Source organism: Streptomyces auratus (assembly GCF_050433025.1).
Lineage (GTDB): Bacteria > Actinomycetota > Actinomycetes > Streptomycetales > Streptomycetaceae > Streptomyces > Streptomyces sioyaensis.
Genome location: NZ_JBNGCB010000003.1, coordinates 2431399 through 2451297, shown reverse-complemented (window position 1 = coordinate 2451297; position 19899 = coordinate 2431399). Strand labels below are relative to the sequence as shown.

The following is a 19899-nucleotide window of genomic DNA, read 5'->3' as shown; positions in this document are numbered from 1 at the left end:
CGTTGGCCGTCCTCCTGCTGGTGGCCGGTGCGGCGCTGGGGTCGTGGCTCGCGCCGGCGGGCGGCTGGGGGCTTGCCTGCGTGCCGGTGCCGAGGTGGTGCTCGCGGACCTGACGGAGTTCCCGTCCTGGCTGGAGCGCTATGTGGCGGGAGGGGCGGACGGGGGTGACGGCGCCGCCACTTGATTCCGCAGGCGTGCACGTGCTGATCCCAACCTGGGGGGCTGGCCCAGTGGCGGAGTGGCTGGGCACAACGGCCTGGAACGGCGATCCGGGGCGAGCGGGGCTTCTCGCATGTGGCGGCAACGTGTGGCGTGGGTGGGGACTCAGGGCTCGATGACGAGGCGTTCGATGAGGCCGTCGCGGAGTGTGAACTGGTAGCGCAGATCGATGGTCCCGCCGGGGAAGTTGCCCTCGAGGTGGAGGGTGGCGATGTAGCGGGTGGCGTCGGTCTGCTGGGCGCCGGTGAGGTGGATGGTGTAGTCGAATTCGGTGGCGGATCGGTCGAGCCATTCCCCGATCGCCCCGGTGCCCTCGTAGGTGTTGCCCTCGTCGATCACTGTGGCTTCGCGGGTGAACGCCGTGATTGCGGTTGCGGTGTCGTGGGCGTGGTGCGCTTTCAGGTAGCGGGTGATCACCTCGGGCAGGGCGTCCGGGGTGCTGGTTCGGGGCGGGTTGTCGTGCATGACGCTCCCTGGGGTGGTGGCAGGTTCAGACGGTGGGGGTGGTGCCGCCGTCGATGACGTGTTCGGCACCGACGATGGCCGAGGCGCGGTCGGAGACGAGGAAGGCGACGAGCTCGGCGACTTCCTCAGGCCGGTTGGGACGGCCCAGCGGGATGCCGCCCAGGGAGTCCATCAGCCGGCCCAGCGCCGCTTCCTGGGTGATGTCTGCGTCGTGGGCGATCCGGGCGACAAGGTTGTCGGCGGCCGAGGTCTGCACGAAGCCGGGCGAGACGGTGTTGACGCGGACGCCGTGCGGGGCGACCTCGTTGGCCAGGCCCTTGCTGTAGGTGGTCAGGGCGGCCTTGGCGGCGGCGTAGGCCAGGGTTCCGTTCCACAGCGGCATGCGGCGCTGGATCGAGGTGACGTGCACGATCACGCCCTTGCCCGTGGCGATCATGTGCGGCAGGAGTGCGCGGTCCAGGCGGACAGCGGCCAGCAGGTTCGTGTTCAACTCCCTGGCCCAGTCGTCCTCGCCGAGCGCTGCGAACCCTCCGGCCGGCGACTCGGACCCGCCGAGGGTGTTGACCAGAATGTCGACGCCTCCCACGCGGGCGTCCACCTCGGCGGCGACGTGGGCTGCGCCCTGGGCGGTGGACAGGTCGGCGGTGATGAACGCCTTCTCCTCGACGTCGTCAGGGCGGCTGCGGGCGGTGACCAGTACGTTTGCGCCGGCCTGGGCGAGACGTCGGGCGATGGCGGCTCCGGCGCCCTTGGTGCCGCCGGTGACCAGAGCGCATCGGCCTTCGAGGGATTCGCTGAGGGAGGTCACGGTGTGCTCCGTTCCCGGGTGCGGACGCAGAAGGCACCGCTCCCGTCATTACTGCTAAAATAGCACCCACTAACTTCGATTTTAGCAGTAACTGAGGGGATGGTCACCGTGGCAAGCCGGATCAGGCTGTCGGACCGGGAGTGCCCGCTGTCTACGACGGTGGAACACGTAGGCGAGTGGTGGACGCTGCTGATCCTCCACGATGCCTTTGACGGCTACACCCGCTTCGACCAGTTCCAGGAGAGCCTGGGCATCTCCTCCAGCATGCTCACCACCCGGCTGAAGACCCTCGTCGCGGACGGGCTACTGGAACGCCGGCCCTACCAGTGCAACCCCGTGCGCCACGAGTACGTCCTCACCGAACTCGGGCACTCCCTGCGACCGGTGATCGTCGCCCTGGCCGCATGGGGCAACTCCCGCCTCACATCGGCCGAACGCAGCATGATCCTCATAGACGCGCACAGCGGCGAGGAAGTCGAGCCCGTCGTCGTCGACGCCAAGACCGGCCGCCGACTCGACGACAGCGCCACCTACGTCTTCACCGCAGGCCCCGCCGCCAGCGACGCCATGCGCCACCGCTACGCGACACGACCGGCCACCCCCGCGGAGGCGTAAGGCTGGTCCGGACATGCACCGAAAACGGCCTTGAGCAGGGCCGGGACGCACAGGTCATCCCTGATCGACCAGGCAACACCGGCTCGCCGGCGGCAAGCACGCGCGCGGACGCCTCGGTGGTGCCTCCCCCGTTCGTAGCTCCGAAACAGAGCGGATCGCCTCCCAGTCCCGTCATGCCTGCCCGCTCCGCTCCGCTTTGCCGGCCGGCCGGCCGGCTGCTGGGCTGGGCCCGGCCGGGAGCCCTTCTCCGCCGACGTCTCGTACCTCCCCGATCCCGGGCCCACGCCACCGGCCTGTCCGCCGTCGCACCGTCATGCTCGGCATGCCCCGCGTTGACCAGGCTCCGCCGGTGTCCGCCCTCCAAGGACGCTGCCGTGTGCCTCCCGATGAGCAAGATCCCAGCCCCTCCGTTCCGCGCCCTCGATCCGCAGGCGCTTCTCGGTGGTTCGCGACGAATGACGTAGAGGCGGTGGGACATGCCTCCGGGCGAGTCCGGTCATTAGCGAGATACCTGGGATGACAGCGCTCTGTAGCGTCGGACGTGTCGCCATCGAGGACGTGCGGTGGCCATGAGTGGCGCTGGGAGGAGGTGTTCGACGTGGCGTCGACGTGGTGGGCCCCTCCGCGACGAAGCGGCCGAGCTGCCTCTCAGCACCAGAGTGAAGTGGTCGTTCCGGCTCGGCACTCCGCGGTCGGGACGACAATGCCACGTCGACGAGCGGATTTAGATCGGCGGCCGCCGTACGTACTTCTCCGTGCCGGACTCCTCGCCCTGTCTGTGCTTGGGCGTCGGCATGAGGATCACACCTCGCTGCCGGTGAGCGCCCAGGTGCGCCCGTAGGACGCCGGCTGGTTCCTGTCCTGCGGCGATTGCCTGCGCGGCCGGTAGGGCGAGGTCAGGACACCCTGACGCTCTGACGTCCCTGAGCGGGGGGCGTCTGCGGATCCGAGGTCCTCGAAGGGAACTCGGCCACCGCGATGCCGTCCTCGGCAAGGACGAGCAGATGTCGACGGCATCAAGGCGATCTGCGTGCCTCAGGGCAGGCGCAGGCGCTTGGCCCCAGGCTCTTGTATCCCGCTTCCCCCGACGGCGGCAGGACCGCCGAGAAAGGTCAGGACAGCAGCAATGGCTGACGACAAGCATCCTTCTGTTGTGGTGATCAGCGCCCACTCCGGTGACTTCGTATGGCGCGCCGGCGGCGCGCTGGCCCTGTATGCCGAACGCGGCCATGGCGTACGGATCGTATGCCTGAGCTACGGCGAACGCGGCGAATCACAAGGCCTGTGGAAGCAGGAGGGCATGACCCTGGAGCAGGCCAAGGAGGGCCGGCGGGCGGAGGCCGAGGCTGCTGCCGCGGCTCTCGGGGCGTCCATCACCTTCCTCGACCTGGGCGACTATCCGCTGCGGATCGATGATGCCGCGCTGGACCGGATCGTCGCCGAGATGCGCACGGCACAGCCCGAGGTGCTGCTCACCCACGTCGCCGCCGACCCCTACAACCGCGACCACAACGCCGCACACGAGGCCACGCTGCTTGCCCGGCAGGTCGCTCAGGCTGCCGGGCACGACCGCACCACCGCCCCGATCGGCGCCCCCCAGGTACTGCAATTCGAGCCGCACCAGCCCGAGCAGTGCGGCTTCGTGCCGAACCTGCTGCTGGACATCACGCCGGTCTTCGACCGCAAGCGCAAGGCCATGGAGTGCATGCGCGCCCAGTCACACCTCGTGCAGTACTACACCGACCTCGGTCTGCGCCGCGGTGTGCAGGCCGTCCGCAACGGCGGCACGAAGTCGATCGTGCAGGCCGAGGCGTATCAGCGGGTCTTCCCCCTCGTCGGGGACGAACTCCGGTGAGCGGGCGGGACAGCGGGCACGTCATCGTCCGCACGCGCCGGGGACCGTCCGGCGAGGTCGTGACAGGCCTGGCCAAAAACGGTGTCGCCACCGCCCACGAGGCGTACGGCAGAAGGGGGTTGCTCGGACCGGAGCTGCGGCCGATCTATCCCGGCGCGCGCATCGCGGGCCGCGCCGTGACCGTGCTCTCGCACCCGGGCGACAACCTGATGATCCACGCCGCCATCGAGCAGTGCCGTGCCGGCGACGTGTTGGTGGTCGCCACCACCTCGCGGTCGACCGACGGCATGTTCGGGGAACTGTTCGCCACCCAACTCCACCACCGTGGAGTCCTCGGCCTGGTGACCGACGCCGGGGTCCGCGACGTCGCCGACCTCACCGCGATGGGCTTCCCCGTCTGGTCCCGCGCGGTGCACGCACAAGGCACTGCGAAGGCCGTTGCGGGCTCGGTGAACGTCCCGGTGGTGGTCGCCGGGCAGCTGGTCCACCCCGGTGACGTCATCCTCGCCGACGACGACGGCGTGCTGTGCATCCCGCTCGCCGACGGCGAGGCCGTCGTCGAGGCGAGCGCCCGCCGCGAGGCGAACGAGGAGGCCAAGCGCCGCCGGTTCCGTCAGGGGGAGTTGGGGCTCGACATCTACGACATGCGACCGCTGCTCGATCAGCTCGGTGTGCGCTACGTCGACGCCGACGACGAGCCCGATCACGACAGCGCCCAGCCGGAGGATTGCCGATGAGCACGTTCGTCCTTGTCCATGGTGCCTGGCACGGCGGCTGGGTCTGGCAGCGGGTGGTCCCTGCGCTGCGAGCTGCCGGGCACGAGGTGTACACCCCCACCCTGACGGGTCTGTCCGGCCGCGCCCACCTGCTCAACCCGCAGGTCGGGCTGTCCACTCACGTCCAGGACATCGTCGGCCTTCTCCAGACGCACGACGCCCGCGATGTCGTCCTGGTCGGGCACAGCTACGGCGGACAGGTGATCACCGGCGTGGCCGACCGTGTCCCCGAGCGGCTGGCCAAGCGCATCCATCTCGACGCCTTTGTCGGCGACGACGGCGACGCCGCCATCGACTTGCTGCCCGCCACAGTCGCCGGCCACTACCGCCAGTCCGTCGCGGGCCCCGGGTACGGCTGGCTGATACCCGTCCGCTCCCTGGAGAAGCTCGGCGTCACCGAGAAGGCAGACGTCGACTGGCTCACCCCGCGGCTGACACCGCACCCGTGGCTGACCTACACCGAGCCACTGCGGCTGACGGGGCGAGGCGAGCACGTCCCGGCCGCGTTCATCGAATGCGTGGACTGGATGCGGGTGTTCACACCGCAGGCGAAGAAGGCCGCTGCCCGGGGCTGGCCGACCCACGAGGTCGCCACCGGCCACGAGGCCATGGTCACCGCCCCCGACGAACTCGCTGCGCTGTTGCTCGACGTCGCAGCGGGCTGATGCGCGCCGAACTGTTCCCGCCGCTGAGGAGAATCACCGTGGAATTCCTGGTCCGCACCGAGAACCGACTGCCCAACGACACCGCCGACGAAGTCCGCGATCGGCTCAGGAAGGGCGAGCGCAAGCGGGCCATGGAGCTGCGTGACGCCGGGATCCTCAAGCGACTGTGGCGGGTGCCCGGGCGCAACGCCACCCTCGGGCTCTACGAGGCCGAGGACCCCGCGGCCCTGCACGAGGCGCTGACCTCTTTGCCGATGTGGGTGTGGATGGACGTCACCGTCGAAGCACTCGCCACGCACCCGCAGGAAGAGCAGTGAGCGCCTGCCTCAGGCGCAACTGATCGGCCTGCGCTGATGGACATCGACCGCGTCCGACCGGTCGGCAGGGGGGCACCACCGCATCACCTTCGATCCCGCCCGGTCCGCCCGGACCGGGCACCTGCTCAACGAGGAGCGTCCATGTCCAGCAGTTCGCCCACCCAGCAGAGTGGCGCCGTGCCCGGCCGCAAGCCCGGCACGGTCGCCTTCGCCAGCTACATCGGCACCACGATCGAGTGGTACGACTTCTTCATCTACGGCGTCGCGGCGACCCTCGTGTTCCGCGTCCAGTTCTTCCCCGGCTTCTCCGATCTGGCGGGCACGCTCGCGGCCCTGGGGACCTTCGCTGTCGGGTTCATCGCCCGTCCCCTTGGCGGCATGGTGATGGGCCACTTCGGCGACCGGGTCGGCCGCAAGTCGATGCTGGTGGTCTCGTTGCTCATGATGGGCAGCGCGACGACACTGATCGGCCTGATCCCCACCTACGAGTCGATCGGCGTCTGGGCACCGATCCTGCTGATAGTGCTCCGCCTGGTGCAGGGCGCCGGGGTCGGAGGCGAATGGGCCGGTGCCGTGCTCATGGCGGTCGAGAACGCACCGGCGAAGCGGCGCTCACTCTACGGCTGCTTCCCGCAGCTGGGCCTGCCGTCCGGGATTCTGCTGTCGCAGCTGGCCTTCCTGCTGCTCACCGGAGTGATGTCGCCCGAGGACTTCGCCGCCTGGGGCTGGCGCGTCGCCTTCCTGACCAGTGCGGTCCTCATCGTCGTCGGTCTCGTCATCCGCCTGCGCATCGAGGAGAGCAGCGAATTCAACACGGTTCGCGAGGCGGGCCAGATCGAAAAGCTGCCCGTCGTCGAGGTCTTCCGGCGCAACCCGATGCAGATCCTGATCGGCAGCCTCGCGTCCATCGCGGCGCCGGCGATCGGCTATCTGGTCTCGGTGTACATGGTCTCTTACGGCGCCGCGACCCTGAAGCTGCCCGTCTCGACGATGCTGTGGATCCTCGTCGGGGTCAGTGCGGCGTGGCTCCTGATGATGCTCGCCGCGGGTCTCGCCGGGGACCGCTTCGGCCGCAAGGCCACCTTCGCCGTCGGCGCGGCGGTCGGTGCGGTGTGGGCATTCCCGCTGTTCTGGCTCGTCGACACCGGGTCGATCGCCCTGATCGTGGTGGGGCTCCTCGGCATCACCGTCGCGAACTCGATCATGGCGGGCACTCAGCCGGCGCTGATCACGCAGATGTTCCCCGTCCGGCTGCGCTACAGCGGTTCCACGATCAGCTACACCATCGCCTCGATCCTCGGCGGCGGTATCACCCCACTGCTGGCCACGGCCCTGTTCGCCGACTTCGGCAGCAGCGCGGCGGTCTCCGTGCTGATCGCGGTGGTCTGCCTGATCAGCCTGGCCGCCGTCCTGTGCGCCAACCGCAGGATCCTCTACGCCGAGGAGCCGGCCTCCGCGCCGGCCCTGGTCAAGCCGGCCCACCCGCTCGCCGAGGGATCCGCGGGCTGACGGTGGTGCCCACACCATGCCGCAGGAGCAGGAGCAGACGCTCCTGCTCCTGCGGTGCCATCTGCTCGATCAGCCGCTCAGTGGTCAGCTGGGCCGGTGCCTGCCCCCGGCGCGGGCGGGCAGGCATGGAGGGGTCCGGGGCCTCGGACGTCAGGGCGTGGGCTTCGCTGCCAGGGCCGTGCGCACCGAGCGCTCCACCGCGGCGGCACGGCGGATGAGCGGGTCGACCTGCTCAAGCACGCCAAGGAGATCGGATCGGGCCGCCTCGTCGCGGATGCCGCCGAGGTTGATCTCGACGTTGAGCCGGGCCGTGGTGGCGGCGGCCCGTGCCGCCTCGCCGGCCGCGGCGACGTCGGTGATGACGTTGCGGTTCGCCACCGGCAAGAGGGCCTCGGCGTGCGTCATCAGCGAGTACGCGACCCGGATCACCTCGGCCGGCGGGCCCGCGGCTGCCGCGAGCGCGGCGGCGATCGCCGCGGACCGTCGTTCCTTGTCCTGCGGCGTGGCACGCGGCAGTCCGTACGCCTGGGTCACTGCGGTGAACGCCGCTGCGTCTTCGGCGGCGAGCCGCAGCGCGGCGGTGCGTTTCGCCTCCGCTCCTTCGATGACGCGGGCGACGAGTTCTGCTGAATCGGCGTACTTCTCGCCCGTGGTGTACCGGGCGACCATGGTGAGCAGCGCCGCGGCCTGTGCTGCGTGCAGCGCAGCAGTGGCCCCGCCTCCCGGCGCGGGGGTCCGGGAGGCGAGGTCGTCGAGGAATCGTCCGACCGGCTGCCGTGCGAGGTCGCCGGTTTCGGTGTCGTGGGCGGTCATGGGAAGACGACGGCCCGGTTGCCGATGACCGCGATCCGGTTCTCGCTGTGCCAGCGGACGGCGCGTGCCAGTGCTCGGCTCTCCGCCTCGCGTCCGCGCGCCGCGAGCTGGTCGGGGCTGAGCGAGTGGTCGACGCGGAGGTGTTCCTGCTCGATGATCGGCCCCTCGTCCAGGTCGGCGGTGACGTAGTGCGCGGTCGCCCCGATGAACTTGACGCCGCGCGCGTGGGCCTGGTGGTAGGGCTTGGCGCCCTTGAAGCTCGGCAGTATCGAGTGGTGGATGTTGATGGCCCGGCCTTCCAGCTGCCGGCACAGGCCGTCGGAGAGGATCTGCATATAGCGGGCCAGGACGACGAGGTCGACCCGCTCCTCCCGGATCAGGTCCAGTAGGGCGGCCTCGGCCTGCGGTTTGGTGTCCTTCGACAGGGGGATGTGCCGGAACCGCACGCCGTAGCCGTCGGCGATCCGGCCGAGGTCGGGGTGGTTGGACACCACCGCGACGATGTCGAGGTTCAGCTCACCGATGGAGTTGCGGAAGAGCAGGTCGTTGAGGCAGTGGGCGAACTTGCTCACCATGATGACCGTGCGCAGACGCCGTGCGGTGTCGGCCAGTTGCCAGGTCATGCCGAACCTGTCAGCGAGAACCCGGACCCCGAGCCTGAGCGCGTCGAAGTCCAGCGGCGAGCCGTCGATGTGCGCGAACTCCACCCGCATGAAGAAGGTTTCGCTGGTGGTGCTGCCGAACTGCTGGCTCTGCACGATGGTGCATTTCTCCTGCACCAGCAGCCCGGTGACCGCGTGGACGAGGCCCGGGACATCCGGGCAGGAGAGCAGCAGGACGCCGCGCTGGGCGCCGGTGGGCGGATTCATGACGCCTCCAGGAGCGAGTCGGTCGGTTCGGGCAGGGCAAGCGCGTCGCCGCTGGCCGGGCGGCCGGCGAGGAGCCGGGCGGCGCGCACGGTGTTGCGCAGCAGCCACACGTCGGTCACGGGGCCCACACCTCCGGGGACCGGAGTGAGCGCTCTCACCCGCGGTGCGACGGAGGCGTGGTCGACATCGCCGACCATGTGCACCCGTCCGTCGGCGCCGGTCCGAGGGTTGATCCCGACATCGATCACCACCGCCTTCTCGCTGACGTGCTCAGCCTTGATCAGCCCGGCCTTGCCTGCGGCAACGATCAGGACGTCGGCCGCGCGTGTGTGACGCCCGATGCCGGTGGTCCGGTCGGCCCACTCGTCGAGGGACTCGACGGTGGCCTGTCGCTCGTAGCCCAGTGAAATCGCCGGCTTGCCCACATTGTTGGAGCGGCCGACGACGACGATCAGCGCGCGGTGGTAGAAGTCGGCGCGGTCTTCGCCCACCGAGTCCAGCCAGGTGTCGAGCAGATGGAACACCGAGGCTGCGGTGGAGGGGACGAAACGAGGCACGCCGAGGGCGAGCAGCCCCGCGTTCTCCGGGTGTACGGCCTCGATGTCCTTGCGGGGGTCGATCGCCCGGAACACTGCGGCCTCGTCGATATGTGCCGGCAGGGGGCGCAGGACGAGGATGCCGGACACCGCGGGGTCCCCGTTCAGCCGCTCGACCAAGGCGATCAGGTCGTTCTGGGAGGTGCCGGCGGGCAGTGGATGCGGCTGGTAGGGCACGCCGAGTTCTTCGGCGAGACGGCGCAGTCGGCGTTCGTAGGCTGCTGAGCCGTACCCGTCGCCGACGAGGATCGTGGCCAGACCGATGGTGAGTCCGTCCTGCCTCAGGCAGGACACGTCCGCCGACAGCTTCTCTTTGAGCTCGCGAGCGCAGGCACGCCCGTCGATCACCTGGGCACTCATGGGTGGTGCAACTCCTCGGGGTGGAAGCCCACGGGCAGGCCGGTGCGGCGCTGCGGTGACACGACCGGCCCGTGGGACGAAGGGAACGCCGGCACCGGCGGGATCCGTCAGGACAGGCGGGCGAGCCAGGCCTGGCGCCAGGCTTCGGTGCTGTCCAGGTCGTTGAAGGTGAACACGTGGAAGCCCTGCAGGTTGTTGTCGCCCTGGGCGAACGCCGGTATCAGCTTCTCGATCAGCTTGTTGGGGCTGTAGCCGCCGGGCAGGAAGAAGCGCCAGAACATGTTCTGTTGCTTCTTCAGGAACCGTGCGGACTGTCCGAGCCCGAGACTCGCCGACACCCGGATCAGCTTCTGCCGGCTGATGGCCCCGGGGATGCCGACCCGGATCGGCAGCGTGATGCCGCGCGAGTGCATCGAGCGGGCCCACTGGACGGTGGTGTCGGCGTCGAAGCAGAGTTGGGTGATGGCCTGCGTGGCGTACGGCGCCTTGTCCTTCAGGGCCTGCTCGATCAGTTCGTCACCGATGAGGCCGTGCCCCTCGGGGTAGCCACCGATACCGACCCACGAGAAGGAATGGCCGGCGGCCCGCAGTCCCTGGAGCAGACTCAGCGCATCCGGGAAATCCCCGGCCGGTTCGGCGGCGTCGCCGCCGATGCAGAAGAGACGGTCGATACCGCTGTCGCTCAACTGCTGTACGAGGTCCACCAGTTGCGCCTGGTCGCGCACCAGCCGCGCGGCGATATGGGGCGCGACCCGGTACCCCTGCCGGGTCAGCGAGGCGGCCAGGGCGATGGTCGGCCCCAGTCCCTTCGCCTCGGTGGTCGTCACCGTGAGCGCCACGTCCGTAGGTACGTGGGCGAGAACCTTCTCCTCAGCGCTCTTGAAGGGCAGGACCTCGTAGGTGGCGGTGCGCAGCGCGTGAGCCAGGGCCGCGTGGGCGTTCCGTGGGAGAGCGCCCTTCTCCGTTGCCAGCGTCATGTCACTTGTCCCGGTAGCTGGTGCGAGCGAACTGGACGTAGGGGACGGGGGCGACGGTGGCCCGGATCTCCCAGGGCCGATGTTCTTCGACCTGTGGCTTCGTCGAGTTCGGCTGCTCGCCCCAGACGACGGTGACCTCGGTACCGGGCGTGGCGTGCTCCTTGGCCAGGGTGGCCAGGGAGAGCATGGCCCGCTCGTTGGCGAGGTAGCCGCAGTCCAGTGAGAGGCCGATCTGCTCGCCGTTCAGCAGAACCTTGTCCTCCTGATGCAGCGCGTAGCGAGCCTTGGGAAACTCGATGTACTTGGCTCCCGGGCCCTCGCCGAGCAGCGACCCCATCGCGGCGGTGACGTCGTCGTCGTTCCAGACGAGGGTGACCTTGGTACGCGGCGGATTCCCGGCGAGCTCCTCAAGTGCCGCGCGGCCGATGAAGTCGTGGTCGAACCTGACGTTGCGGTCGTAACCGATGTCGTAGGGGGTGAGGTAGTAGTCGGCGATGTCGTCCGAGTCCATGCTGCCGCCGATGGCGCCGACGGCGCGGGCCGGCAGCCACTCCCGGTACTCCTTGAGCAGCGGGTCGTCGCCGAAGATCGCGGGGATCGGCGCCGGCACCCAGCCCGACTCGAGATTGGCATTCGAGTACGCCTTCGCTCCCACACGGACGAGCCCGTGGTCCTTCCCGGCCTCCAGGAGGGCCTCAAGGACGGCCTCTCCCTCCTCCCAGGGCCCGAACAGCTCGAAGCCCGGTTGGCCGGCCATGCCGTGGCGCAGACCGCGGACCGTGCGGCCGGCGAGGGAGAAGTCGGCCATGTGGAAGAACTTGGTCTGCGGCAGTGGCCGTCCGGTGGCCTGTTCGAGGACCGCCGCAGCGGTCGGCCCCTGGAGTTCGTAGCGGTAGAACGTCGGCGGGCCGGAGGGCCGGACGGCGGAGTTCTCGTCGCGCTCGGTAGTGACCCTGTAGTCCCCGCGCCCGACGTGGAACAGTACCCAGTCGATCACCATCGGGTGCCCGACGAGGTCGAACAGCTCCTCCTCCAGGTGGAACAGGATCGCATCACCGATCAGCTGGCCGTCCGGGTTCACTGCCACGAACTGCTTGGCCTTGTTCACCCCGAAATTGGCGAAGCTGTTCACCCCCAGGTCGCTGAGCAGCTTCAGCGCGTCGGGGCCCTTGAGGAACAGGTCGGTCATGTGGTGCGACTGGTCGAGGAGCGCGCAGGACTCCGCCCAGGCGCGCTGCTCGGAACGCCAGTTGGTGAACTCCGGTGTGACGGGGAAGGTGTGGGCGCGTGCGGCGGTGTTGCGCAGCAGCTCGACCGGATTCCCGACGCGGGCGATGGCCGCCGCCAGACTCTCAACAGTCATGATGCAAAAAACCTTTCCGCTGGGTGGTGTGGGTCGGGGCACACCGCCTTCGAGACCGCCGTGGCAGCGTCGTTGGGCTTGGCTCCGGGCCTCCTACGACGCTAGGAACCCGGCCTTGATCAAAGAACACTCGGATGACCGGACATGTGCTCGGCGAGCGTCGCGCCCCCAGCGGGACAAGTGACGTAGTCGCGCACCCGGGAGGCCGGACCACGACAGATGACTCTGTCCGACGCCGACGGAAGACGGGGTGCCCTTGCGCGATACGCCGATCCGGAGGGGCCTGGGCGACAGGCAGCATCGAATGCGCGGCGATGCCGTATCCGGCCTTGTGAGCAGGCGGATCCCGACGATGGAAGGCGGCCCGATGCGACACCTCCCCGGCTCGCGGGCCCGGTTCGACGACCTGGTCTCGGGTAGCGCCCAGCTCTTCGGACCGGTCGAAAAGGAACTGGTCGCGGAGCGCCCCGAAGAAGTCGTCGAGGTGCTCGACGCCGTCGGGCACCTGGCGGCAACAGGCCGGTGGGCCTTCGGATTCGTCAGCTACGAGGCCGCGCCGGGCCTGGATGCGGGGCTTGTCGTGCGCGAACCCGTCGAGGGCCTGCCGCTCGCCTGGTTCGGCATCACCGATGCCCCGCGGAACGTGCCGGTCGTGGGCCACGAGGCCGGGCCGGCTGCCCTGGCCGGTCCGTGGCAGCCGGCGTGGGACGAGCCCACGCACGCGCGGGCCGTTCAGTGGGTCAAGGCGCACATCGCGGCGGGCGAGACCTACCAGTGCAACCTGACGACGCGACTGACCGGATCGGTACGGGGCGAGCCGGAGCAGCTGTACCGGAACCTCGCGCTCGGGCAGCGGGGCGCGTACAACGCCTATCTGGACACCGGCCGCTTCGTGGTGGCGAGCGCGAGTCCCGAGCTGTTCTTCGAGACACGAGGCACCCGGATCCTGATGCGCCCGATGAAGGGAACGGCCGCCCGGGGACGGACCACCGGTGAGGACACCGACGTCGTGGCACGGCTGCTGTCGAGCCCCAAGGAACGGGCCGAGAACGTCATGATCGTCGACCTCGTCCGGAACGACCTCGCCCGCATCGCCGTACCGGGCTCGGTGGCGGTTCCCTCTCTGCTGCGCGCCGAGCGCTATGAGACCGTCCACCAGCTCACTTCCGACGTCACCGCTGAACTGGGCGCCGAGGTCGGGCTGAGCGACGTCTTCCGTGCCCTGTTCCCGTGCGGCTCGGTCACCGGGGCGCCGAAGGCGCGGACCATGGACCTCATCGCCGAGGTCGAGGACGGCCCGCGCGGGGTCTACTGCGGGGCGATCGGTGTCGTCGCGCCCCCGGACCAGCCCGGTGCGCGCTTCTCGGCCCGCTTCTCCGTGGCGATCCGCACCTTGCTGCTCGACCGTCGGACAGGTGTCACCGGTTACGGAACAGGGGGCGGCATCACGTGGGGCTCCGAGCCCGCTGCGGAGTACAGCGAACTGCTGGCGAAGGCCCGCGTACTCGATGCCCGCCCGGAGGAGTTCCATCTGATCGAGACACTCCGCCACCGGGCCGGAAGCGGTCCACGGTCGTTCGACCGGCATCTCGCCCGCGCGGCGGACTCGGCCGCGTACTTCGGGTTCGCCTTCGATGCGGCGGCGGTGCGCGAAGCCGTCGCCGAACGCCTGGCCGGAGAAGGGGACGCGCGGGTACGGCTGCTGCTGTTCCGCGACGGCGGTGTGGTCGTCGATGTCGCGGACCTGCCCGCCGCGGACCGCCACCCGGTCCGGCTCGCCATCGATGCGGAGCCCGTGGACTCGACGCAGTGCTGGCCACACCACAAGACGAGCCGGCGACAGCCCTACACCTCCCGACTCGCGCGTCATCCGCAGGCCGACGACGTGCTGCTGGTCAACGAGCGGGGTGAACTCACCGAGGCCTGCACGGCCAACCTCGCCGTCCGGCTCGACCACGCCTGGTGGACTCCCCCGCTCGGCGGCGGCTGCCTCCCTGGAGTCGCACGCGGACGGCTGGTCGAGACGGGCTTCCTGCGCGAACGGACCCTCCATCCGGCCGACCTGTGCCGAGCCGAGGGGGTAGCCCTGGTCAGCTCCCTGCGCGGGTGGCGGCCCGCGACGGTGCTGTCAGGCACGCTCGCTGCCGGCTGACCGGGCTCGGCACAGGACGGAGACCACCCGCACCGCGTCGGCCGAGGCGGCCACGTCATGTACCCGGACCCCCCATGCGCCGGCCCGTGCGGCGACCACGCTCGTGGCGAGCGTCGCGGCATCCCGGTCGAGTACCGGCCGGCAGGGTCCGTCACCGTACAGGGCATCGCTCAGAAAGCGTTTCCTGGATGCACCGACGAGCACGGGGAAGCCAAGACGGAGCAGGTCGTCGAGGTGGGCGAGCAGGAGCCAGTTCTGCTCGCCCCGCTTTGCGAAACCGAGCCCCGGATCGAGAATCAGCCGGTCCGGGTGGACGCCGGCCTCGACGGCACCGTCCACCCGCAGGAGCAGCTCGGCCGCGACCTCGCGCACGATGTCGTCGTACCCGGCCGTCGCGTACATGTCCCGGCTCGGTCCACGTGAGTGGTTGAGCACCCACGGCACCTCGGCGGCCGCCACGACCCGGGCCATGGCGGGGTCGGCCAGGCCGCCGCTGACGTCGTTGACCAGTACCGCACCCGCGGCCACGGCTGCCTCGGCGACCGCGGCCCGGGTGGTGTCGATGCTGACCGGCACCCCGGCCGCCGCCAGTTCCCGCACGACGGGAATCACCCGGCGCAGTTCGTCCGCGGCATCCACGCGGCCGGCTCCCGGTCGAGTGGACTCCCCGCCGACGTCGACGTAGTCGGCGCCGGCGTCCCGGAGCGCAAGTCCGTGCGTCACCGCCGAATCCGTCGTGGAGTACAAGCCACCGTCGGAGAACGAATCCGGGGTGACATTGACGACCCCCATCACTCGGCACCGTTCGGTGGGGACGTCCCCTTCTTCGGCGGTGCCCCGCAACCGCGCAAGACTCTCCATGGACATCGGCCGACTTCCTTCATGCATCGGGGCGAGGTGGACAGCTGGCCGATCAGGTCGGCTGTGCGGTCCGGTTGTCGAAGAGGGCGAGGCCGGCCGCGGTGTTGGATGCGGGCACGTGGTAGGCCGAATGGACCTTGCGGACCTCGGCGTTCAGCGCTCCGCGCATGACCAGCCACATGATCAGCTCGATACCCTCCGAGCCGGCCTGGCGGATGTAGTCCTCCCGGCTCAGCGCGGCCAGCTTCTCGGGATCCTTCTCGATCGCCTCGAAGAACATGTGGTCGAAGGTGGGGTTGATGAACCCGGCCCGGGCGCCCGCGATTTGGTGCGACATTCCACCTGTGCCGAGGATGCCTACCGTCCGCGCGCCGCCGTAGCCGGCGATCGCGCGGCCGAGGGCCTTGCCGAGCGCGTAGCAGCGCGCCGCGGTCGGCTGCGGGTAGCTGATGACGTTCACCATGATCGGGATGACGGGGCAGGGCCAGGCGTCGCCGGGCTCCGGCGTCCAGACCGACAGGGGCACCGTGAAGCCGTGGTCGACATCGAGCTCCGAGAAGACCGTGAGGTCGAAGCCCTCGTCCATCAGCTGCTGCAGAAGGTGAAAGGAGAACTCGGGATCCCCGACGACGTCCGGCACCGGACGACGGCCGAAGCCCTCGTCCGCCACCCGGTAGTTCTCCGCCGTGCCGATCGCGAACGTCGGGACGATGTCGAGGTCGACGCCGTTGGCGTGGTCGTTGTAGACCAGGATCGCGACGTCCGGCGTGTGCTCCGCGAGCCACTCCCGCGCCGGCCGGTACCCCTCGAACAGCGGACTCCACACCGGGTCCGCGGTCATGCCCCGATCCATCGCCGCCCCGATGGACGGCACATGCGACGTCGCCAGTCCCCAGATCACCTCAGACATCGGTCCGCCCTCCCGCCAGCATCGCGGCCTTGAACTCCGCCTCGGACATCCCGGTGAACACTCCGCCGAGGTACTGCAGGGTCAGCCCGTCCATACACGCGAGCTTGTAGATGTAGAAGATGCTCCCGCCGAGGTCGAGCATGGCCTGCCAGTCACGACCGAGAGTCGCAGTGGTCTGCTCTGCGGAGAGTCCGAACTTCCGGCAGTACGCGGCTTCGTCCGCGCTGAATTCCCGGCGGGCGTTCCGTTCTCGAAGGGACATGAACAGCTTGTTCATGTGGTGCCCTCGGCGACTCGTGGGACCGTCGAAGACGTAGGTCCCCTGCGGGTCCGGCCTGCTCCGGCTGGTCATGTGGGGTACTCCCTGGCTTGGGCCGCGCGACACCCCGTCGGCGGTCTGCTCCGACGGTAGAGCGCTCGGCCCCACCTGCCATTGCGCAGTTGTCGCGACTTCCCGGCGGCGAGCTGGCGAAGGCGGGGCGGGACAAATGACGTACAGCGGCTCCCCTACGTCAAATGACGTGCCGGCACTGACCGTCCTGGCGATTCCACTCGCGCCATTTCTCGCTGCCGACGCGGCGGGATCACTCCCTAGCGTCGAACGACGGAACAACCGCCACTTCAGAACGGGTAGCCCAATGAGCGCCAAAAACCTTCAGGACGTGTTGGACCAGACAGGCAACACCGTAGAGCTGCTCCGAAGCTCTCAGCTCGGGGCCTACATCTACCCGGTCGTGCCGGCCGAGTTCACCAACTTCCGCCGGGAAGCGATCGCCTGGCAGAAGACCGCGGTGCTGTTCGACCAGTCGCACCACATGGTCAACCTGTGGGTGTCCGGCCCCGACGCACTGAATTTGTTCACCGACACCGGCATCAACAGCACCGCGAATTTCCCGGTCGACTCGGCCAAGCAGTTCGTCCCGGTCTCCCCCGAGGGCGGCGTGATCGGCGACGGCATCCTGTTCCGGCTGGCCGAGGAGGAGTTCGTCTTCGTCGGGCGGGCTCCCGTCGCCAACTGGCTGATGTACACCGCGGAACAGGGCTACCACGTCGACATCCGATACGACGACCGCTCCCCGTCGCGTCCCTACGGCAAGCAGGTCACCCGTGATGTCTGGCGCTTCCAGATTCAGGGTCCGCGCGCCTGGGACGTGATCGAGAAGGTCAACGGCGGCCACGTCGAGCAGGTCAAGTTCTTCAAGATGGGCTCCATGAACATCGCCGGTGAGCGCATCCGCACGCTGCGCCACGGCATGGCCGGAGCGCCCGGACTGGAGATCTGGGGACCGTACGAGACGTACGACAAGGTCCGCGACGCGATCCTTGAGGCCGGCCGGGAGTTCGGCCTGGAGCCGGCCGGATGCCGGGCCTACTCCTGCAACACACTCGAATCGGGGTGGATCCCCTCGCCGCTGCCCGCGATCTACACCTCGAAGGAGCTGCGCCCGTACCGCGAGTGGCTCGGTGCCGACAGCTACGAAGCGGTCAACGCACTCGCCGGCAGCTTCGTCTCCGACAACATCGAGGACTACTACCTCAACCCGTGGGAACTCGGCTACGGCGGGTTCGTCAACTTCGACCACGACTTCGTGGGCCGCAGCGCGCTCGAAGCCATCGCCCCGGACACCCAGCGCCGCAAGGTCACCCTCGCCTGGAACGCCGAGGACGTCGCCAAGCTCCTCGCCTCTCCGGTCGACCCCGAAGGCCCCGGCTACCAGTTCTTCGATCTGCCCAACGCCAACTACGGCTCGTCCAACTACGACGCGGTGCAGGACGCCGACGGCAACCTTCTCGGTCTGTCGCTGTTCACCGGCTACAGCCCCAACGAGCGCACGGCCCTGTCGCTGGCCACGGTCGACCCCGATGTCCCGCTGGGTGCCGAGGTCACGGTCGTCTGGGGCGAGCCGAACGGCGGCTCGGAGAAGACGACTGTTCAGCCGCACCGGCAGTTCCCGGTCCGCGCCATCGTGAGCCCGGCCCCCTACGCGGCGACGGCCCGCGAGGCCTACCAGCCGGGATGGCGCACCTCCGCCTCCGTCTGAGCCGCATCGGCAGCCACGGTGCCGGTCTCCCTGCCGGGAGGCCGGCACCGCTCGTCCCTGCGGACCGTCTCTTCCCCAGGGACCGGACGCCGACTCTCACCGGAGGCCGTAGGATTCGCCGCCCCCTGCGGCGTGCGCACGACCGCCGTTGATGCCACGATGCCGGGACCCCGATGGGCCCCGGCACGGTCCTGGCAGGACTCAGACCAATTGACGGGTGAGGAAGGTGACGACGCAGGCGGGTTTTGAGGCGCCCTCGACCGTGATCGTCATGGTGAGGGTGAGCTGAAGGCCCCCCTTGACCTCGCTGACCTCGTCGAGAACAGCGGTGGCGCGCACCTTGCTGCCCACGGGGACGGACGCCGGGAAGCGAACCTTCTCGCAGCCGTAGTTCACGACCAATTCGAAGCCGGTGATCTGCAGGATCTCCGGCAGGAGCCGCGGCACGAGGGAGAGGGTGAGGTAGCCGTGGGCGATCGTCCCGCCGAACGGCCCGTCTTTCGCCCGCTCCGCGTCGACGTGGATCCACTGGTAATCGCCGGTGGCGTCGGCGAACTTGTCGACGGCGGCCTGCGTGATCTCGTAGCGGTCGCTCTGTCCGAGCACCTCACCGATGGGGAGGGCGCGCACGCCCTCGATGCCGTTTGCGACGATGGGCACGTCAGTTGCCTCCGAAGTCGAGCGGGGTGGGCAGGTAGTCCTGCAGCTCGCCCTTGAGCGGGCCGGCGAAGGCCGCTGCGACGCCCTCGGGTGTCCAGCCACCGCCGTGCAACTGCTCAGCCACCTCTCCCGGGTGGGTCCACAGGGCGATCCGATCGCCGCCGACCGCGATGGCCTGGCCGGTGACATGGGCCGAGTCGGCCGAAGCCAGGTAGACGATCACCGGGGCGACGTCGTCCGGCGTACCGAGACCGCGCCGGCGCACCTTCGCCGGAACGGGTTCGCCACGGTCGGCCTTCTCGACCAGCTCCCCGAGCCCCGGGACCGTGGCCACCATCCGGGTCAGGGCCGTCGGCACGATCGCGTTGGCCGTCACGCCGATCTTGGCGTTCTCGACGGCCCAGGTCCGCATCATCGCCACGATCGCGCCCTTGGACGCCGAGTAGGCGGTCTGACCGAAGCTCGCGCGCTGCCCGGCCGGCGACCCGACCAGGATCAGTCGACCGCCGTCGCCCTGCTCGCGGAAACGGGCCACCGCGGCACGGCCGCAGGTGAAGGTCCCCCGCAGATGGCTGCGGACGACCAGGTCGAAGTCCTCATCCGTGGTGTTGCGCAGCGTCTTGTCCCGCAGCGCACCCGCGTTGGTCACCATCACGTCCAGCCGGCCGAACTCGTGCACGGCCCGAGCGACCAGTGCCGCAGCCATGTCCGAGCTGCCCACCGCGCCGATTTCGGCGACCGCCGACCCGCCGGTGTCGACGATCGACCGCACCGTCTCCTCGGCAACGTCTCCGTCAAGGTCGTTGACCACGACCGAGGCACCCGCGGCGGCCAGCGCCCGGGCATAGGACCGGCCCAGGCCGCGGCCCGATCCGGTCACCACAGCAACCCTGCCGTCAAGCATGTGTCCTCCTCGCGCGCCCCGACGGGCGCCGTCGGCATCTCCTACGCGGCGTCCCCCACGCAGCCGGCGACCGGGGCGTCCACACCGCGCGATGTGCTCGACGCTAGAAGAGCGATCACCGTCGCGGATGCGGCCGATGACGGCATCCGCAGCCGCTTCCGTC

Annotated in this window: 21 protein-coding genes; 9 read left to right on the top strand and 12 right to left on the bottom strand. The window is 69.6% G+C overall.

Annotated elements, in window-relative coordinates; translation table 11 throughout:
• Positions 1 to 43: 43 nt before the first annotated feature.
• Complete coding sequence (locus tag BKA18_RS30430; protein ID WP_429638723.1) at positions 44 to 184, top strand: hypothetical protein; 141 nt, start codon at positions 44 to 46, stop codon at positions 182 to 184.
• 140 nt (positions 185 to 324) lie between these two features.
• On the opposite strand, the gene BKA18_RS30425 is transcribed toward BKA18_RS30430, so the two are convergent.
• Positions 325 to 684, bottom strand: coding sequence for a nuclear transport factor 2-like protein (locus BKA18_RS30425; RefSeq protein ID WP_366044801.1), 360 nt, complete (start codon positions 682 to 684; stop codon positions 325 to 327).
• Between the two features lie 25 nt (positions 685 to 709).
• A complete protein-coding gene (locus BKA18_RS30420) occupies positions 710 to 1492 on the bottom strand; it encodes an SDR family oxidoreductase (protein WP_366044802.1) in 783 nt (260 codons plus the stop codon).
• Between the two features lie 99 nt (positions 1493 to 1591).
• Here BKA18_RS30420 and BKA18_RS30415 point away from each other — a divergent pair, with 99 nt between their 5' ends.
• The 6 genes from BKA18_RS30415 (at position 1592) to BKA18_RS30390 (ending at position 7229) form a co-directional block, all read left to right on the top strand.
• Positions 1592 to 2107, top strand: a complete 516-nt coding sequence (locus tag BKA18_RS30415) for a winged helix-turn-helix transcriptional regulator (RefSeq protein WP_366044803.1) — start codon at positions 1592 to 1594, stop codon at positions 2105 to 2107.
• Between the two features lie 1126 nt (positions 2108 to 3233).
• The gene (locus BKA18_RS30410; RefSeq protein WP_366044804.1) at positions 3234 to 3962 is read left to right on the top strand and encodes a PIG-L deacetylase family protein; all 729 of its coding nucleotides are present in this window, start codon (positions 3234 to 3236) and stop codon (positions 3960 to 3962) included.
• Positions 3959 to 4699, top strand: coding sequence for a 4-carboxy-4-hydroxy-2-oxoadipate aldolase/oxaloacetate decarboxylase (locus tag BKA18_RS30405; RefSeq protein WP_429638722.1), 741 nt, complete (start codon positions 3959 to 3961; stop codon positions 4697 to 4699). The genes BKA18_RS30410 and BKA18_RS30405 overlap by 4 nt, the downstream gene beginning before the upstream one ends.
• Positions 4696 to 5403, top strand: coding sequence for an alpha/beta hydrolase (locus BKA18_RS30400; protein ID WP_366044805.1), 708 nt, complete (start codon positions 4696 to 4698; stop codon positions 5401 to 5403). The genes BKA18_RS30405 and BKA18_RS30400 overlap by 4 nt, the downstream gene beginning before the upstream one ends.
• Positions 5404 to 5441: 38 nt before the next feature.
• The gene (locus BKA18_RS30395) at positions 5442 to 5720 is read left to right on the top strand and encodes a muconolactone Delta-isomerase family protein (protein ID WP_366044806.1); all 279 of its coding nucleotides are present in this window, start codon (positions 5442 to 5444) and stop codon (positions 5718 to 5720) included.
• A gap of 141 nt (positions 5721 to 5861) precedes the next feature.
• Positions 5862 to 7229 (top strand): MFS transporter, encoded by a 1368-nt coding sequence (locus BKA18_RS30390; RefSeq protein ID WP_366044807.1) that lies wholly within the window; start codon positions 5862 to 5864, stop codon positions 7227 to 7229.
• Positions 7230 to 7379: 150 nt separating this feature from the next.
• Here the strand turns inward: BKA18_RS30390 and BKA18_RS30385 are convergent, their stop codons facing one another.
• From BKA18_RS30385 to BKA18_RS30365, 5 genes are all read right to left on the bottom strand, one after another.
• Entirely contained in the window at positions 7380 to 8042 is a 663-nt protein-coding gene (locus BKA18_RS30385; RefSeq protein WP_366044808.1) for a cyclodeaminase/cyclohydrolase family protein, read from the bottom strand.
• On the bottom strand, positions 8039 to 8911 hold the full coding sequence (gene purU / locus BKA18_RS30380) for a formyltetrahydrofolate deformylase (RefSeq protein WP_366044809.1): 873 nt from the start codon (positions 8909 to 8911) through the stop codon (positions 8039 to 8041). The genes BKA18_RS30385 and purU overlap by 4 nt, the downstream gene beginning before the upstream one ends.
• The gene (locus BKA18_RS30375; RefSeq protein ID WP_366044810.1) at positions 8908 to 9867 is read right to left on the bottom strand and encodes a bifunctional 5,10-methylenetetrahydrofolate dehydrogenase/5,10-methenyltetrahydrofolate cyclohydrolase; all 960 of its coding nucleotides are present in this window, start codon (positions 9865 to 9867) and stop codon (positions 8908 to 8910) included. Before BKA18_RS30375 ends, purU begins: the two co-directional genes overlap by 4 nt.
• Before the next feature lie 107 nt (positions 9868 to 9974).
• Complete coding sequence (locus BKA18_RS30370) at positions 9975 to 10844, bottom strand: methylenetetrahydrofolate reductase (RefSeq protein ID WP_366044811.1); 870 nt, start codon at positions 10842 to 10844, stop codon at positions 9975 to 9977.
• 1 nt (position 10845) lies between these two features.
• The gene (locus BKA18_RS30365) at positions 10846 to 12207 is read right to left on the bottom strand and encodes an aminomethyl transferase family protein (protein WP_366044812.1); all 1362 of its coding nucleotides are present in this window, start codon (positions 12205 to 12207) and stop codon (positions 10846 to 10848) included.
• A 367-nt stretch (positions 12208 to 12574) separates the two neighbouring features.
• Between BKA18_RS30365 and pabB the strand changes: the two genes are divergently transcribed.
• On the top strand, positions 12575 to 14359 hold the full coding sequence (pabB, locus tag BKA18_RS30360; protein WP_366044813.1) for an aminodeoxychorismate synthase component I: 1785 nt from the start codon (positions 12575 to 12577) through the stop codon (positions 14357 to 14359).
• Here pabB and folP read toward each other — a convergent pair.
• The 3 genes from folP to BKA18_RS30345 are packed head-to-tail and all read right to left on the bottom strand — an operon-like array spanning position 14336 to position 16482.
• Positions 14336 to 15226 carry a dihydropteroate synthase gene (gene folP, locus BKA18_RS30355; RefSeq protein WP_429638721.1) on the bottom strand — a complete coding sequence of 297 codons (891 nt, stop codon included), beginning with the start codon at positions 15224 to 15226 and terminating at the stop codon, positions 14336 to 14338. The genes pabB and folP overlap by 24 nt on opposite strands.
• Before the next feature lie 46 nt (positions 15227 to 15272).
• Positions 15273 to 16130 (bottom strand): class III extradiol dioxygenase subunit beta, encoded by an 858-nt coding sequence (locus tag BKA18_RS30350; RefSeq protein ID WP_366044814.1) that lies wholly within the window; start codon positions 16128 to 16130, stop codon positions 15273 to 15275.
• The gene (locus BKA18_RS30345; protein ID WP_366044815.1) at positions 16123 to 16482 is read right to left on the bottom strand and encodes a protocatechuate 3,4-dioxygenase; all 360 of its coding nucleotides are present in this window, start codon (positions 16480 to 16482) and stop codon (positions 16123 to 16125) included. The genes BKA18_RS30350 and BKA18_RS30345 overlap by 8 nt, the downstream gene beginning before the upstream one ends.
• 310 nt (positions 16483 to 16792) lie before the next feature.
• On the opposite strand from BKA18_RS30345, the gene ligM reads away from it, so the two are divergent.
• On the top strand, positions 16793 to 18172 hold the full coding sequence (ligM, locus tag BKA18_RS30340) for a vanillate/3-O-methylgallate O-demethylase (RefSeq protein ID WP_366044816.1): 1380 nt from the start codon (positions 16793 to 16795) through the stop codon (positions 18170 to 18172).
• A gap of 201 nt (positions 18173 to 18373) precedes the next feature.
• Here the strand turns inward: ligM and BKA18_RS30335 are convergent, their stop codons facing one another.
• Both BKA18_RS30335 and BKA18_RS30330 read right to left on the bottom strand, forming a co-directional pair.
• Entirely contained in the window at positions 18374 to 18832 is a 459-nt protein-coding gene (locus BKA18_RS30335; protein ID WP_366044817.1) for a MaoC family dehydratase, read from the bottom strand.
• Position 18833: 1 nt separating this feature from the next.
• Complete coding sequence (locus tag BKA18_RS30330; RefSeq protein ID WP_366044818.1) at positions 18834 to 19736, bottom strand: SDR family NAD(P)-dependent oxidoreductase; 903 nt, start codon at positions 19734 to 19736, stop codon at positions 18834 to 18836.
• Positions 19737 to 19899 lie beyond the last annotated feature (163 nt).

Coding starts and splice junctions, on each gene's coding strand:
- BKA18_RS30350 (WP_366044814.1), bottom strand. CDS start 16,130: ATGTCTGAGGTGATCTGGGGACTGGCGACGTCGCATGTGCCGTCCATC.
- BKA18_RS30385 (WP_366044808.1), bottom strand. CDS start 8,042: ATGACCGCCCACGACACCGAAACCGGCGACCTCGCACGGCAGCCGGTC.
- BKA18_RS30415 (WP_366044803.1), top strand. CDS start 1,592: ATGGTCACCGTGGCAAGCCGGATCAGGCTGTCGGACCGGGAGTGCCCG.
- BKA18_RS30390 (WP_366044807.1), top strand. CDS start 5,862: ATGTCCAGCAGTTCGCCCACCCAGCAGAGTGGCGCCGTGCCCGGCCGC.
- BKA18_RS30400 (WP_366044805.1), top strand. CDS start 4,696: ATGAGCACGTTCGTCCTTGTCCATGGTGCCTGGCACGGCGGCTGGGTC.
- BKA18_RS30330 (WP_366044818.1), bottom strand. CDS start 19,736: ATGCTTGACGGCAGGGTTGCTGTGGTGACCGGATCGGGCCGCGGCCTG.
- BKA18_RS30365 (WP_366044812.1), bottom strand. CDS start 12,207: ATGACTGTTGAGAGTCTGGCGGCGGCCATCGCCCGCGTCGGGAATCCG.
- BKA18_RS30410 (WP_366044804.1), top strand. CDS start 3,234: ATGGCTGACGACAAGCATCCTTCTGTTGTGGTGATCAGCGCCCACTCC.
- pabB (WP_366044813.1), top strand. CDS start 12,575: ATGCGACACCTCCCCGGCTCGCGGGCCCGGTTCGACGACCTGGTCTCG.
- purU (WP_366044809.1), bottom strand. CDS start 8,911: ATGAATCCGCCCACCGGCGCCCAGCGCGGCGTCCTGCTGCTCTCCTGC.
- BKA18_RS30345 (WP_366044815.1), bottom strand. CDS start 16,482: ATGACCAGCCGGAGCAGGCCGGACCCGCAGGGGACCTACGTCTTCGAC.
- BKA18_RS30425 (WP_366044801.1), bottom strand. CDS start 684: ATGCACGACAACCCGCCCCGAACCAGCACCCCGGACGCCCTGCCCGAG.
- BKA18_RS30370 (WP_366044811.1), bottom strand. CDS start 10,844: ATGACGCTGGCAACGGAGAAGGGCGCTCTCCCACGGAACGCCCACGCG.
- folP (WP_429638721.1), bottom strand. CDS start 15,226: ATGTCCATGGAGAGTCTTGCGCGGTTGCGGGGCACCGCCGAAGAAGGG.
- BKA18_RS30375 (WP_366044810.1), bottom strand. CDS start 9,867: ATGAGTGCCCAGGTGATCGACGGGCGTGCCTGCGCTCGCGAGCTCAAA.